Below are 15,269 nucleotides of genomic sequence, written 5' to 3' on the forward strand. Positions count from 1 at the left end.
TGAGCACCTGTCAACCAAACATCGGTCCCGAAAACGGTTGGTGGGTGCTCAAAGTCGGGCCTCCAGGCCACCGGCGACCGGCGGCTGGGCGGGTGGGTGAGGTGAGGGGGTGAGGTGAGGGCGGATGAGGGTGTGTGAGGTGAGGGCGGGGGTGGTGAGGGCGGGGGTGGTGAGGGCGGGGGTGGTGAGGGCGGGGGTGGTGAGGGCGGGGGTGGTGAGGGCGGGGGTGGTGAGGGCGGGGGAGGTGAGTGCGGGGGTGGGGCGGTGGGTGAGGGTGAGGTGGGGGTGGGGGTGGTGGGTGGACCTGGGGCGGGGGAGGGTTGGGGGATGAGTGATCAACTGGATCGGGACGCCGCCGGCTCGCTGGTCGTCGGCTTCAGTGGGACGACTGCCACCGACGAGCTCCGGCGGGCCGTCGCCGGTGGGCTCGGGGCGGTGATCCTGTTCACGCGCAATGTCGCGAGCGCGGAGCAGGTGGCCGCGTTGACCGACGACCTGCGGGCAGAGCGCCCGGAGCTGATCGTTGCGATCGATCACGAAGGCGGTGAGTTCAGCCACCTCGCCCCGGCGAACCCGTGGCCGCTCGCCTCACCGCGCCTGCTCGGCGACCTGGACGACGTCGACCTGACCCGGGCCTCGGCCCGCGACGCCGCGGCGACGCTCGCTGCCCTCGGCATCGACCTGATGCTCGCGCCGTCGGTCGACGTGAACAGCAACCCCGCGAACCCGATCATCTCCACCCGCTCCTTCGGCCGTACTGCGGACGTCGTCTCGCGGCACGGCGTCGCATTCGTCGAGGGCGTCCACGAAGCGGGTATCGCGGCCTGCCCCAAGCACTTCCCGGGCCACGGCGACGTGGCGGTCGACTCGCATTCGGACCTCCCGCGGGTCGATCGCTCGATCGAGGAGGTCAAGGCGGTCGAGCTCGCCCCGTTCCGGGCGACGATCGCCGCGGGCGCCGACGTCGTGATGAGCGCGCACATCGTGTTCTCGGCGTACGACGACCAGCCGGCCACGCTCTCGCACCGCGTACTGACCGGACTGCTGCGTGAGGAGCTCGGCTTCACCGGAGTCATCACCACCGACGCGCTCGAGATGCAGGCCATCACCAAGAACCGGTCGATCGAGGACGCCGCCGTCGCGTCGATCGCCGCCGGCGCCGACCTGGCGATGATCGCCGTCGGTACTGCGGATCCGCACGCCCTGACCGCCCGGGTGGCCGATGCTGTGCGTGCCGGCACACTTCCGGCTGAGCGCGTCTCCGATGCGGCCGCCCGAGTCCGCGCGCTCGCGACTTCTCTTGGCGGGCGCACCCGGCAGCCGGGTCTCGACGGTGCGCCGATCCGCGAGGTCGCCGCCCGGGTGGTGGCCAATCAGACGTTCCCCGCGCTCGGCCCCGCGCCGTACGTCATCGACCTCACCCAGGGCCTGCACCCGGCCTGGAACCCGTACTTCTCCGGCCTCCCGGAGATCTTCGCCCGCGTGGCCCCCGGCTCCGACGGCGTCGTACTGCGTGGCCGGCACCGGGACACCAGCGCGGTCGAGCCCGAGAACGACGCCATCGCCAAGGCAGCCAAGGCCGCGGAGGGCCGCCCGCTGGTCGTCGCGGTCCAGGACGCGGGCCGCACCCCGTGGATGCGCGACGCCCTCACTCGGCTCCTGCACGACCACACCCAGGACGTATTCGTCCTCTGCACCGGCATCCCTGAGGATCAGGCGCTGATCCCCGAGGGCACGCCCTCCGCGACCACCTCCGGCCGCAACCTCGTCGTCCTGGAGGCGGTCGCGAAGGCGCTGACCCGGCAGCGTTAGCCGGAAGGCCGGATCGCCAGGCCATCACAATCACGCCCGGCCGGGCTCGCCCGGCGGGGCAGCGGCGTCGGCCGCCGATTGTGATGGCCTGGAGATCCGGTCCTCAGCTCGGTCGGCAGCCCAGCTCGAGGTCGAGGGCGTGCTGTTCGACGTAGTTCAGGGCGTGGCGGACAGCGCCCACGGACACGATCGCATCGCCGAGGGACGAGACGGCGACGCGTGGCGGCGTACTGGTGTAGCCGGCCAGGTGCTTCTCGAGGTCGGGCAACAGTGCGGCGGCGGCCTCGGCGACCGCGCCGCCGAGGACCACGAGCTCGGGGTTGAACAGGATGCCGACGGTGGCGATCACCCGGGCGGTCCGCGCGGCGATGTCCTGAAGAATGCCTAGGGCAACTTCATCGCCCTCGGCCGCTGCGCTGAACACCTGCTCGGCGGTCACTTCGCCGCCGTCGGCCAGCTTGCGCAGCGACGTCTCGACGGACGGGTCGGCGACGGCCGCCGTCCCTTTCTCGCGAGCGATCCGGGCGATGCCGTGGGTGTCACCCACACCCTCGATCAGCTTGAGGAACACCATCTCGCCGGCGCCGCCGCGGCTGCCATGCAGCAGCCGCCCGGAGTCCATCAGACCGGACCCGAATCGCTCGCCGGCCAGCAGTACGACGAGGTCGTCGACGTTGCGCGCCCCGCCCCGCCAGTGCTCGCCGAGGGTGGCGAGGTTCGCGTCGTTCTCGAGCAGGACCGGCCAGCCGTGCAGCTCAGTCAGCCGCTTCGCCAGGTCTCCGTCGAAACGCCGCCAGAACTCGTCGTCGACCAGGATGTTTCCGTCCCGGTCGACCGGCGCCGCGACGCCGACGCCTGCCACCAGCACCTGTTCGTTCGACACTCCGGCCGACGCGAGCGCTTCGGTCACCGTCTCGTGCACGATCTCGGTCCGCTCGCCCGGCGTCTTCACACCCGCCGCGGAGCGCCCGGCCTTGGCGACGGTCTCGCCGCGCAGGTCCGAGACCAGCACGGTCGTCTTCGAGGCGCCGATGTCGACGCCGAGCACGTACCCCGCGCGGTTGTTGTATTCGAACCGCCGCGACGGGCGGCCGACCGACGTACGGCCCGGATCGAGCTCAACCACCCAGCCCATCGAGATCAGGTCGTTGCAGACCGCGTGCACGGTCGCGCGGGTCAGACCGGTGGCTTCGATCAGGCCGGTACCGGTCATCACCCGCGCGCGGGTGAGCACGCCCAGGACCTTGCCCGCGTTCACCCGGCGCAACATCGTCGGGGTGGCCGTCGGCGGGGTCGCCGGTGGTTTCGCCATGCTCCGCCTCTCGGGGAAATAGCCACTTGACCTGTCGTCAGTATCGACCGCAGAATACATGCAGATTCTAAATTTAGATCCTATATATAAACCCCGGGTTACCAACAGATTCCGAGTGAGGCGATCGTGACGAGTCCGCAGACGACCCCGACAGCCCAAACGGCTCAGTCCGATTGGTGGCGGCAGGCTGTCGTCTATCAGATCTACCCGCGCAGCTTCGCCGACGCCAACGGTGACGGCGTCGGCGACCTGCCGGGCATCATCAGTCGAGTCCCGTACCTGGTGGCGCTGGGGATCGACGCGGTCTGGCTGAGCCCGTTCTACCCGTCCGCGCTGGCCGACGGCGGGTACGACGTCGACGACTACCGCAACGTCGACCCGCGGCTCGGGACCCTGGACGACTTCGACCAGCTGATCGAGGCACTGCACGCCGAGGGCATCAAGCTGATCGTGGACATCGTCCCGAACCACACCTCCAACCGGCACGAGTGGTTCGTCGAGGCGCTCGAGGCGGCCAAGGGCGAGCCGGCCCGCGAGCGGTACATCTTCCGCGACGGCCCCGACGGCAGCGACCAGCCGCCGTCGGACTGGGACTCGGTGTTCGGCGGTTCCGCCTGGGCGAAGACCGACGACGGCCAGTGGTACCTGCACATGTTCGCCGCCGAGCAGCCTGACCTGAACTGGCAGCACCCGGAGGTTCGCGCGGACTTCCTGGAGACGCTGAAGTTCTGGTCCGACCGTGGCGTCGACGGCTTCCGCGTCGACGTCGCGCACGCGCTGGTGAAGGACCTGTCCGAGCCGTTCCCGTCGAAGGCCACGCTGCCGCGGCAGTCGGAGTCGAACGGCAAGCACCCGCTCTGGGACCAGGACGGCGTCCACGAGATCTACCGCGACTGGCGCAACCTGCTGAATACCTACGACCCGCCGAAGTCGGCCGTGGCCGAGGCGTTCGTGCCGGCCGCCCGCCGGGCCCGGTACGCGAGCGCCGACGGGCTCGGGCAGGCGTTCAACTTCGACCTGTTGCAGGCCGACTTCGAGTACGACAAGTTCCGCAAGGTGATCGAGGAGAACCTCGCGCTCGCCGAGGAGAACGGCTCGTCGTCGACGTGGGTGTTCTCGAACCACGACGTCGTCCGGCACGCCACGCGGTACGGCCTGCCGAAGAACCCGAAGGGCGGCTGGCAGGACGGTAAGGACTGGCTGCTGAGCAACGGCACCGAGCCGACGGTCGACGTCGCGCTCGGCCTGCGCCGGGCCCGCGCCGCGACGCTGCTGATGCTCGCGCTGCCCGGATCGGCGTACCTGTACCAGGGCGAGGAGCTCGGTCTGCAGGAGGTCGGCGAGCTGCCGGCCGCGAACCTGCAGGACCCGGCGTACTTCCGCTCGAAGGGTGCCGAGAAGGGCCGTGACGGCTGCCGGGTGCCGATCCCGTGGACCGTCGACGGACTGTCGTTCGGCTTCGGTCCGGGCGGGTCCCACCTGCTGCAGCCGAAGTGGTTCGGGGCGTACTCCGTCCAGGCGCAGGAGGGCGACCAGGAGTCGACGCTGAGCCTCTACCGCAAGGCCCTCGCCGTACGGCGTGGTCTGCGCACGGGCAACTCGCTGACGTGGGTCGACGGGACGGAATGGGTCCTGCACTTCACCCGCGACGGCGGCTGGCAGTCCATCACGAACTTCGGCGCGGCTCCGGTCGAGCTGCCCGACGCCGCTGTCGTGCTGTCCAGCGGTCCACTCGAGGGCGACAAGCTGCCGAGCGACACAACCGCCTGGCTGATCTAGCCGGCCGGTTCCACAGACTCGTCCCGGTCAAGCCGTCGGCCCCTGTCGGCGGCCCTCCCCCTGTGACTGGGACGAACCGCCGGAGCGGGTGACGTGGTGGATGCGGCGGGGCGGTCGCACCGCCGCGCCCGGACCGGCGGAACTGGTTGTGGCGGGGGCACCGGGCGGCTGCCCCCGTCACAACCCAGTCAGGCCTGTCAGGATAAGCGCGTGACGACGCTTGCTGATGTGATCTCGGTGATGGACCGGCTGTACAAACCCGCGTGGGCGGAGTCGTGGGATGCGGTCGGCTTGGTGACCGGGGATCCGGACCAAGAAGTACGCCGGGTGTTGTTCGCCGTGGATCCGATGCGGGCCGTGGTGGACGAGGCGATCGAGGGCGGATTCGATCTGCTGGTCACGCATCATCCGTTGTTGCTGCGCGGTGTGAACAGCGTCGCGACGACCACGCCGAAGGGCCGGGTCATCAACGACCTGATCCGCGCCGGTGTCGCGCTGCACGTCTGTCACACCAACGCCGACAACGCCAACCCGGGTGTGAGCGACGCGCTCGCCGCTGCGATCGGGCTGCGGGACACGCGGCCGTTGAAACCGATGCCGGCCGACCCGATGGACAAGGTCGTCGTCGGTGTCCCGGTCGGGGAGACGCAGGCAATGCTCGACGCGCTGGCGAAGGCCGGTGCGGGGCGGGTCGGCCACTACGAACGCGCAGCATGGAGCGTCACCGGCGACGGGACGTTCCGGCCGCTCGAGGGCGCGAACCCGACGATCGGCACCGTCGGCGACATCGAGGTGGTGCGGGAGGACCGCATCGAGATGATCCTGCCGCGCCGCAAGCGCCAGGCGGTCGCCGAGGCGCTCCTCGCGGCGCATTCCTACGAGGAACCGGCGTACGACTTCTACGAGCTCGCGGCGCTGCCGAGTGAGCGTGGTGGCGGCCGGATCGGCGTACTCACGGAGCCGTTGCCGCTGGCCGATTTCGCCCGGCTGGTCGCGGAGAGCCTGCCGCGGACCGAGCACGGCGTTCGCGTCTCCGGGGATCCGGACCGGATGATCGAGACCGTCGCGGTGGTCGGGGGAGCGGGCGATTCGGAGTTCGATCGCGTTCGGTCCGCGGGCGTCGACGCCTACCTCACGGCGGACCTCCGGCACCATCCTGCCACCGAGGCGCGGGCGTACGGCGACCCGGCGCTGGTCGACGTCGCGCACTGGGCGAGTGAGTGGCCGTGGCTGGCGGACGCGGAGCGGCTCCTGCTCGACGGGCTGGCGGCAGAAGGCAGTACCCAAGGCAGTACCGTGGACACTCACATCTCAACACTTTGCACGGACGCATGGACCTTGCGGATCTGAGTGCGCCGCCACGACCTAAGGAGCCGACTCTGAACGCCGAGCCCGCCGTCCAACGCCGGTTGCTGGATCTGCAGGATCTCGACCTGCAGCTGGATCAGGTCGCGCACAAGCGCGCGTCGTTGCCCGAGCACCAGGCGCTCAAGGACCTGATCGCCGAGAAGTCCGTGGTCGACCGCGAACTGGTCACCGCCGACACCGAGGTCAGTGACCTGCAGCGTGAGCAGAAGAAGGCCGACAGCGACGTCGAGCAGGTCCGCCAGCGCCGCGCGCGCAACCAGCAACGGCTCGACTCCGGCCAGGTCACCTCGCCGCGCGACCTGGAGAACCTGCAGCACGAGATCGGTTCGCTCGACCGCCGGATCTCCGACCTGGAGGACTCCGAGCTCGAGGTGATGGAGAAGCTCGAGGCCGCCGAGGTCGTGCAGGCCGACCTGCGGACCCGCGCCGAGGCGTTCGCCGGCCGTCAGGCCGAGCTGGAGACGACTCGCGACGCAGCGCTCAAGGAGCTCGACGAGCAGCGCGCACAGCTCGGCGACAAGCGAAAGGCCGTCGCCGCTGAACTGCCCGAGAACCTGCTCGCCCAGTACCAGCGCCTGCGTGAGCACAACGGTGGCATCGGCGCCGCGCCGCTCGTCGGCAAGCGTTGCATGGGTTGCCGGATGGAGCTCGCCCCGTCCGACCTCAACGCGATCAAGGCAGCCCCGCCGGACGCCGTACTGCGGTGTGAGGAGTGCGGCCGCATCCTCGTCCGTACGTCGGAGAGCGCGGCATGAGTTATTCGCACGTCATCGTCGAGGCTGACGGTGGTTCGCGGGGCAATCCCGGACCGGCGGCTTACGGCGCTCTCGTGCGCGACCCAGCGACTGGCGAGGTGATCGCGCAGGAGGGGAAGACGCTCGGCATCACGACCAACAACGTCGCGGAGTACTCCGGGCTCGTCGCGGGACTCCAGTTGGCCGCGGAGTACGCGCCGGACGCCTCGATCGAGGTGCGGATGGACTCCAAGCTGGTCATCGAGCAGATGGCCGGCCGCTGGAAGATCAAGCACCCGGACCTGAAGCCGCTGGCGATCAAGGCGCAGAGCCTCGCACCGTTCGGCACCGAGTGGACCTGGGTGCCGCGCGCGCAGAACTCCGCTGCCGACGCGCTCGCGAACAACGCGCTCGACGGTGTGCCGATCCCGTTGAAGCCGGAGGCCGCGGGACCCGGCCCGGCCGCGGTGCAGGAGCCGTCGGATCTGCAGAAGGCGTTGCAGGGTTGGGGTGCGCAGGCCGAGCCGCCGACGCAGCTCATCTTCCTCCGGCACGGCGAGACGCCGCACACAGCGGAGAAGCGCTTCTCCGGTGCCGGCGGCGACGACCCGGCGTTGAGCGACACCGGTCGCGCGCAGGCCGCGGCAGCCGCGGAGTACCTGGCCCGGATCGGTGGGGTCGACGCGCTGGTGACGTCGCCGATGGTGCGCGCCCGGCAGACGGCCGACGCGGTGGCCGGCAAGCTCGGGCTCGAGCCGATCGTCGACGACGGCTGGATCGAGTGCTCGTTCGGCGACTGGGACGGGCACACGTTCGCCGAAGTACAACAGAAGTGGCCGGACGCGCTGAATGCCTGGCTGGACTCGACTTCGGTCGCCCCGCCCGGCGGTGAGTCGTTCGACGCGTGCGCGCGGCGGACGCGGTCGGCGCGGGACGGACTGCTCGCCCGGCACCCGGGGAAGACGGTCGTCGTGGTGACCCACGTGACGCCGATCAAGCTGATGGTCCGATCGGTGCTCCAGGCCCCGATGTCGTCGATGTTCCGGATGGAGCTGCGACCGGCGACCCTGACCGAGATCCACTGGTACGCCGACGGCCTGGCGTCACTGCGCTCCTTCAACGTGCAACCCTCGCTCTAGGGCACCCCCTGACCGCTCTGCGCGCAAGGCGTGGAGCCGTCAGGCATGCCCTAGTCTGACCTCATGCCGCTGCAGAGAGTTCACTTCGCCGAGGATGTTCCGGAGGTGTTCCGGGCGTCGTTGCAGGACATCCGTCGGGAGCAGGAGGTCCCGGCCGGCTTCCCGCCCGAGGTGACTGCCGCGGCCGTGGCAGCGGCGGCGAACGTGCGGCTGCCGAAGCTCGACCGGACCGACATCGAGTTCGTCACGATCGATCCGCCGGACTCGATGGACCTCGACCAGGCGCTGCACATCGAGCGCACCGGCGATGGGTACACCGTGCACTACGCGATCGCCGATGTCGCCGCGTTCGTCCAGGCCGGCGACCCGATCGACGTCGAGGCCCGCAAGCGCGGCGAGACACTCTACGCACCCGACAAGCGCACGCCGCTGCACCCGCCGGAGCTGTCCGAGGGGGAAGCATCGTTACTGCCCGACCAGATCCGACCCGCTCTGCTCTACACGATCACGGTCGACGCTCGTGGTGAAGGCACCGGTGTCGTGTGCGAGCGTGCCCTGGTGAAGTCGCGGGCCAAGCTCAACTACGCCGGCGTGCAGAAGGACCTCGATGCGGGTACGGCGTCCGAGTCGTTGCAGCTGCTCCGCGAGATCGGGAAGCTCCGGGAGGAACGCGAACTGGAGCGCGGCGGCGTCAATCTGCCGATCCCGGACCAGGAAGTCGTCACCTCCAACCACGGTTGGGGTCTGGAGTTCCGCGCTCCGCTGCCGGTCGAGGGCTGGAACGCGCAGATCTCGCTGCTGACCGGCATGGCCGCCGCGCAGCTGATGATGAAGGGCAAGATCGGCATCCTGCGCACGCTGCCCGAATCGCACGACGACCTCCGGCGCAAGCTCGGCAACACTGCCAAGGCGCTGGGACTCGTGTGGCCGGACGAGACGACGTACGCCGAATTCATCCACGGACTCGACCCGAAGGTCCCGGCGCACGCGGCGATGCTCGCGGCCTGCACCGTGCTGTTCCGCGGCGCCGGGTACGTGGCGTTCGCGGGGAGCGTGCCGGCGTCACCGCAACACGCCGCGATGAAAGCGGAGTACGCGCACGTCACCGCGCCGCTGCGGCGGCTGGTGGACCGGTGGACGGGCGAGATCTGCGTCGCGCTCTCGGCGGGTACGGAGGTGCCGGCCTGGGTGCGCGAGTCGATGGACGAGATCCCGAAGCTGATGGACGACGCGGACCGGCGGGCGCACGCGTACGAGCGGTCGATCGTCAGCATGGTCGAGGCGGGGCTGGTCGCGGATCAGGTCGGATCCGAGTTCGACGGCGTGATCACCGAGGTCGACGAGCGGGAGAACAACCGCGGCATCGTCGCGCTGTCGGCGGTGGCGATCGAGGGTCGCGTGACCGGTACTGCGTTGCCGCTCGGCAAGCAGGTCCGCGTGAAGCTGATCGAGGCCGACATCGCCAAGCGCACGGTTGCCTTCGAGCTAGTCGGCTAGGTAGTCCTCCAGAGCGGCGGTCGTCCGCTCCAGGTCGCCGGTCGCAAGCAGGTCGATCAACGCGCCACGAAGCATCGCGAGTACGCCGGTGCGCCGGGCCGCCGAGTCGCCGGCGTCCGGATCCGGTTGCGTTGCCTTGAGCAACTCGAGCCAGTCCTCGACCGTCGAGCGTGCGAAGTCCGCCCACGGCCCCTCGGGCGCGACCAGCGACCGCCCGTACGCCTCGACCCAGAACGTCATCAACGGCCGCCGCTCGGGCGCAGCCATCCAGGTCCACAGTTCCCGTGCGACCACGTCCAGCCCCGGTGGTACGTCGTGCTGCTGCTGGATCCGGCCGAGCAGCGCCAGCTCGTCGGCGCGGGCCCGGGCGAGAAGGGCCCGGATCAGCCCGTCCTTGCTGTCGAACAGGAACAGCAGCACGCGCGGGCTCGACCCGATCGCCGTCGCCAGCGGACGCAGCGACAGGTCGGCCAGCCCGTGTGTCAGCGAGTAGGCGTACGCACGCTCGAGCAGTTCCTGCTGGCGAGCCGAAGGACCATCTTTCGAATTCAACACTGTCTTTGTGGTCGGCACGGGGCTAGTATCTCCTACTGAAACAGTCGTGTCAGTAGATCGGGTAGACGAATGATCAGGAAGCTGGGGAAGCCGGGCGATCTCGGCTGGGTGGTGCAGGCGCACGCGGAGATTTACGCGGCGGAGTACGGCTGGAGTGCGCAGTACGAAGTGCTGATCGCGCAGATCGTGTCGGCGTACGCGTCCGATCACGACGACGAGCGCGAGGCGGCGTGGATCGCGGAGGTGGACGGGAAGCGGGCCGGGAGCATCTTCTGCGTCCGCGGGCCGGACGAGACGACGGCGCAGCTGCGGCTCCTGCTGGTGACGCCCGAGGCGCGTGGGCTGAAACTCGGCGCGGCGTTGGTCGATACCTGCTTGGAGTTTGCGCGTGGCGCCGGCTACAAGCGGATGGTGTTGTGGACGAACGATCCGTTGGTCGCCGCGCGTCACATCTACCTGTCACGCGGTTTCCGGCTCACGGCCACCGAGCCGCACGAGATGTGGGGCGACGCGCTGGTTGGCCAGACCTACGAGTTGGACCTCTAGGTCCTGCAGGCGGGAGCGCCCGCCGACTCGGTCTTGTATATCGCGTGCGACAGGAAGGTGTTGAGGTACCCGTTCGTGACGGTGAGGGCGTGGCGCGGGCCGACGGTGCCGAGCGGCAGGAACTTCCTGAGCGGGTAGGCCAGGTAGTAGACGCCGTAGTCGGTGAAGTTGAAGTGCCGGCTGCCGGGGATCGTTGCGCACCAGGACGTGTCGTTGCTTGCCTTGAGCAATGACAGCGCGCGGTTGCGGTCCGCGTCGTTCTTGGCGTCCGGACCGCACACGCTGGTGATGCACGAGTCGTCCGCGCCGAGCAGCATGATCGGCGCCTTGACCCCCTTCGTCACCACGTCACCGAACTGGCTGCCGTCCAGGTCGACCGCGGCCGCACAGCGTTGGTCCTGCCGGCATGCTTCGAGCGATGCCGCTCCGCCGAACGAGTGACCGACGTACGACGGCCCGACGGCGGTGTCGACGGAACCCGGGAGCTGCTTCGCGACCATGCCGGCGGCGAAGCGGGCGTCGGCCGACCAGACGGTGACGAGGTGATCGCCGACCTGTTGCGAGCCTTCGCTGCTGTCGCCGAGGTTGGGCGGGTTCGCTTCCGGTTTGCTCTCGACGGGCTGCCCGCCGAGCACGGTGAGGTTGGCGCTGTACGTCGGTGTGACGCCCGCGACGAGGTACCCGTGGCTGGCGAGATCCTCCGCGATGGCGGCGTACATCGGAGCCGACAGGCCCATGCCCGGCATCAGCACGACGACCGGGAAGCGGCCGGGTGCGACGGCGACCCGGTCGAGGGCTCGGTCCTGGAGGGTGTCGAACGGTCCCTGGAAGATCGAGATCGGTGACTTGAGGTGCAGGCCGTTCCATTCGTCCGGGGCGTACTGGACGCGGCGGCCGGTGGTCTCCTTCGCGACCGGGTACCAGAGCCAGACGGCGAGCTTGCGCGGTCCGTTCGTGTACGGGTCGCGGCGTGGCGTATCGGTCCACTCGAACGTCCGCCGGCCGACCTGGTAGGTCCCGGTCGGCTCCGGCAGCGATACCGGTTCGGACCGCTGGACGAGCACCCAACCGACGTACCCGGCGCCACCGAGCAGGACGATCAGCAGAAGGATCACGATCCCGGTCCGCACCCGTCTCCGCATAGCTCCAGTTTCTCATCGCTCTCGGGTCCAAACGGACTCCGACCCACGCGCGCCGCAGCACGCGTGGGTCGGAGTCCGGATTGTTCAGCTAACGAACTGTTCAGCTAACGGATTGGACGATCACATCCCCTGAACCGATGAGGACGTTCGCGTCCGTCCGGACCTCCACGTTGCCGTAGAGAACCCGCCCGGCAGCAGGCACCCCGGTCGGCGTCACTGTCGCCGGTGCCGTCCATTGCGCACCCGGGGCTCGCAGCGCGTTGGCGTCCGACACCGCGATCGCGCCGTACGACGGATTGGCGAGCACATCGCGATAGTTGTACGTCGTCGACCCCGACGGCACCGCGTAGCCGTCGACGAGGATGACCCAGATGCCCACCGCCGGGTTGTTCACCGTGAGCGACTCCACGGCCGTACTGCCCGCACTCTGCGCTGTCAGCACGCAGCTTCCCGTCGAGCAGTTGTACGCGAACAGATCGAGGTCGGCGTTGAGATCACTCGCGCCGCCGATCGCGGCCTTGAGCGAGGTCGTCCCCGGCGTCACGTTCACCTGGAACTGTTGCTGTGCGCCGTCCGCGATCGTCGGGGTGGCCAGCTTGGCGCTACCCAGTGCCGTCCCGACAGCCCGACCGGTGAAGGCCCCCTGAAGGTTCGTCATCGTGTACGAGCGGTTGATCGGCTGTCCCAGAGTGCCGCTGGCGATGACGTCGGGGTTCGGCGACACCGATACTCCGAGCAGCGACGCCGTCAGCGTGTACGGCGTGTTCAGCAGATCCGACGTACGCCGGGCCTCGACGGTGATCTCCCAGACGCCGGGCAGCGGGTTGCTGACCGTACGGCTGAGCGGGTTCGAACACGTCCCGCCGGAGACCGGTGGGCTGTAGCAGTACAGGCTGTTGGTCTCGGCGTCCTCGCTGGGAAGGCCGTACGGGCTGAAGCGCAGGAATCGCGCCTGGCCGGTGCCGGCCGTCGCGTCCGGACCGGTCAGGTCCACCTTCAGCGCGGTGACGCCGGTCGGCACCCGGAAGAAGTAGCTCGTGGTCTGGTTGCGACCGATCTTCCCGCTGACCGTCTTCGACGGGGTCGCTGTCGACAGTTCGTTCGGCACCACGATCGTGTTCAGCGTCTCGAACTCGATCCCCGGTGAACTGGTGTCGTCGAACTGCAGCAGAGCGGAGTGTGCGCCGACGGACTTGGCCTTGACCAGGACCGGCAGCGATACGTCCGTGTTCAGCGGCAGCATGACGTTGCCGGCCGTGACGAAGGTGCCGTCGCCGCTGAGCCACGACAGCTTGTACTTCACCGTGCCGGCCGGGCCGGAGGTACGCCGCAACGTGTAGGTGCGGGTGTACTGCGTACCGAGGACGACGCCCTCACGGTCGTTGATGCCGATACCGGCCCCAGGTGTCGCGAGGAAGCCGGACAGCGCCGTACTGACCGGAACCTTCGCGGTGATGGTGTCGGTCCGCGGGAGCTTCTTCAGCAAGTTCCACGCGACGCCGACGTTGGCCAGGCCGTTGCCCTGCTCGTAGGCGCTGTAGTCGGTCAGGAAGCGTGCCGACGAGAACAGCGACTTGCGCAGTTGTGCCGGCGTGACCGTGAGGCCGTTCGCCTTGGCGGCGCTGAGCAGGAGTGCGCCCGCGCCGGCCATCTGCGGCGACGCCATCGACGTACCTTGGAACATGCCGTAGCCCGGTGGCAGCGTGTACGTGCCGACGACCGGTTGCCCTGGTTGCCAGGTCGGGACGGCCGATATCGCCGAGCCGGGTGCGACGATCTCCGGCTTGAGCGCGCCGTCCTCGGCCGGGCCGCGGGACGAGAACGGGTGCAGGTTCTCGGCCGGTCCGGTCCTCGAGCCGTAGTTGGCCAGCCAGGTCGCGCTGGTGATGTACGAACCGACGCTCACGACGTTCGTCGCCACGGCGGGGTCGCCGATGGTGTTCATACCCGGGCCGCTGTTACCGGCCGAGAAGAACATCTGGACGCCGTACGTGTCGATCAGCGAGTTGTACAGCTGGGCGCGGGCGTTGTTGCCGTCGTTCAGCGCCGGCAGGCCGCCGATCGACATGTTGATCGCGTTCACGTGCGCCTGGGTGACCGCGTAGATCATGCCCTCGAGCAGCGCGTGGTTCGTGCAGCCCGCGATGAACAGGCAGACCCGGACCGAGACGAGCTTCGCGCCCGGTGCGGCGCCGCTCATCGAGCCGCCGAGGAGCTTGTTGCCCGCCACGATGCCCGCGACGTGCGAACCGTGCGCACCGGAGACGATCCCGATGTTCACCACGTTGTCCGCCGGGTCGGTCTGCACGACGAACGGCATCGACTCGCTGATCGGCGTGGCCGGGTTGTCCGTGCCGAAGTGACCGACGTCGTAGTTGACCTTGTAGTCGGTCATCGGCTGGTCGTCGGCGAACGTGCCGTTCTGGTTCGTGTCCACCCAGACCCTGCTGGTGGCCTTGTTCCAGGCGACGCCGAACGTTCCGCTCGAACCGGCCGGGTTGCCGTCGCGGTTGACGTCGTTGCCGAGCTCGCCACCCAGGCGCGGGTCGCGTTCGTTGAAGGTGCCGGTCTGGATACTGCCCTCGCCGGGAAGGCCGACCGTGCTGCCGTCGACCGTGGTGTTCATCTGGATCCAGGTCGGGTCGTTGTCGGCGTTCGTGTTGCCGACGAACGTCGGGTCGGTATAGGTGACCCAGTCGACGATCTTGCGCTCGCCGGTCGACGTCGTGTTCAGCGCCGGGTGCCCGAGGTCGACACCGGTGTCGAGGATGCCGACGGTGACGCCGCGGCCGTCCCAGGTCGGGTTCTGGTTGACGAACTGCGCCGAGCCGATGTCAGCCGTCGGCATGTACGGGTTGACCCGCGGAGTCGTTGCCCTCGGCGGCGACTGCGGGATCGGATCCACGGTGCCCTCGGGCCGCGGGTCCTCGAGCGGGATCACGTCGTCGACGTCCGCCGCCTTGACGCCCAGGACGTTCGCGACGTCCTCGGCCTTGTCGATATTGATCTTGACCCGCAGGTAACCGATCGAGTCGGTCCGCTTCTCGACGGTCCCGCCGAGCTTCGCGACCTGCTTGGCGACCTCGTTGCTCTGGCCCTTGTCGGCGGCGACCAGCAGGGTGACCGTCTTCTGGCCCTTGGATCGTGCCTTCTGCAACAACACCTTGTCGCTGTAGCCGAGATCCTTCTTCGGCCTCGGCGGATCGGCCGCGGCCGGCGTTACCCCGACCAGCGCCCCGACAAGGACCGCCGAAAGAGCGAGAACCCCGAATTTCCTGGTTCTAGACAGCATTGTCCGAATCCCCTCCCCATGACCCCGTACGCATGACTCGCTACAGCTCGTGGACCCCTGAAGCACGGTCGCACCAAATCCCGTTCATCGCCA

Annotated in this window: 11 protein-coding genes; 7 read left to right on the plus strand and 4 right to left on the minus strand. The window is 69.1% G+C overall.

The features are described from left to right. The first annotated feature begins 327 nt into the window (after window positions 1-327). Window positions 328-1,812, plus strand: coding sequence for a beta-N-acetylhexosaminidase (gene nagZ, locus EV653_RS03010; protein ID WP_134097708.1), 1,485 nt, complete (start codon window positions 328-330; stop codon window positions 1,810-1,812). Window positions 1,813-1,915: 103 nt separating this feature from the next. On the opposite strand, the gene EV653_RS03015 is transcribed toward nagZ, so the two are convergent. Next, on the minus strand, window positions 1,916-3,124 hold the full coding sequence (locus EV653_RS03015; RefSeq protein WP_134097710.1) for an ROK family transcriptional regulator: 1,209 nt from the start codon (window positions 3,122-3,124) through the stop codon (window positions 1,916-1,918). A 126-nt stretch (window positions 3,125-3,250) separates the two neighbouring features. Here EV653_RS03015 and EV653_RS03020 point away from each other — a divergent pair, with 126 nt between their 5' ends. From EV653_RS03020 to EV653_RS03040, 5 genes are all read left to right on the plus strand, one after another. Further along, complete coding sequence (locus EV653_RS03020) at window positions 3,251-4,903, plus strand: glycoside hydrolase family 13 protein (protein ID WP_370357136.1); 1,653 nt, start codon at window positions 3,251-3,253, stop codon at window positions 4,901-4,903. 210 nt (window positions 4,904-5,113) lie between these two features. Beyond that, window positions 5,114-6,253 (plus strand): Nif3-like dinuclear metal center hexameric protein, encoded by a 1,140-nt coding sequence (locus EV653_RS03025; RefSeq protein ID WP_134097714.1) that lies wholly within the window; start codon window positions 5,114-5,116, stop codon window positions 6,251-6,253. Further along, window positions 6,235-7,026 carry a zinc ribbon domain-containing protein gene (locus EV653_RS03030; protein ID WP_134097716.1) on the plus strand — a complete coding sequence of 264 codons (792 nt, stop codon included), beginning with the start codon at window positions 6,235-6,237 and terminating at the stop codon, window positions 7,024-7,026. The genes EV653_RS03025 and EV653_RS03030 overlap by 19 nt, the downstream gene beginning before the upstream one ends. Further along, window positions 7,023-8,144 (plus strand): bifunctional RNase H/acid phosphatase, encoded by a 1,122-nt coding sequence (locus tag EV653_RS03035; protein ID WP_134097718.1) that lies wholly within the window; start codon window positions 7,023-7,025, stop codon window positions 8,142-8,144. Before EV653_RS03030 ends, EV653_RS03035 begins: the two co-directional genes overlap by 4 nt. Window positions 8,145-8,207: 63 nt before the next feature. Beyond that, the gene (locus EV653_RS03040; protein WP_134097720.1) at window positions 8,208-9,641 is read left to right on the plus strand and encodes an RNB domain-containing ribonuclease; all 1,434 of its coding nucleotides are present in this window, start codon (window positions 8,208-8,210) and stop codon (window positions 9,639-9,641) included. Here the strand turns inward: EV653_RS03040 and EV653_RS03045 are convergent. Continuing rightward, on the minus strand, window positions 9,630-10,196 hold the full coding sequence (locus tag EV653_RS03045) for a TetR/AcrR family transcriptional regulator (protein ID WP_134103828.1): 567 nt from the start codon (window positions 10,194-10,196) through the stop codon (window positions 9,630-9,632). The genes EV653_RS03040 and EV653_RS03045 overlap by 12 nt on opposite strands. Before the next feature lie 69 nt (window positions 10,197-10,265). Here EV653_RS03045 and EV653_RS03050 point away from each other — a divergent pair, with 69 nt between their 5' ends. Then, a complete protein-coding gene (locus tag EV653_RS03050) occupies window positions 10,266-10,742 on the plus strand; it encodes a GNAT family N-acetyltransferase (RefSeq protein ID WP_134097723.1) in 477 nt (158 codons plus the stop codon). Here EV653_RS03050 and EV653_RS03055 read toward each other — a convergent pair. Together EV653_RS03055 and EV653_RS03060 are read right to left on the minus strand one after the other, a co-directional pair. Further along, window positions 10,739-11,884 (minus strand): alpha/beta hydrolase, encoded by a 1,146-nt coding sequence (locus EV653_RS03055; protein ID WP_134097725.1) that lies wholly within the window; start codon window positions 11,882-11,884, stop codon window positions 10,739-10,741. The two genes, EV653_RS03050 and EV653_RS03055, sit on opposite strands and share 4 nt — an antisense overlap. Window positions 11,885-11,984: 100 nt before the next feature. Next, complete coding sequence (locus EV653_RS03060) at window positions 11,985-15,176, minus strand: S8 family serine peptidase (RefSeq protein ID WP_134097727.1); 3,192 nt, start codon at window positions 15,174-15,176, stop codon at window positions 11,985-11,987. Window positions 15,177-15,269 lie beyond the last annotated feature (93 nt).

It is taken from the genome of Kribbella pratensis, from assembly GCF_004365355.1.
Lineage (GTDB): Bacteria > Actinomycetota > Actinomycetes > Propionibacteriales > Kribbellaceae > Kribbella.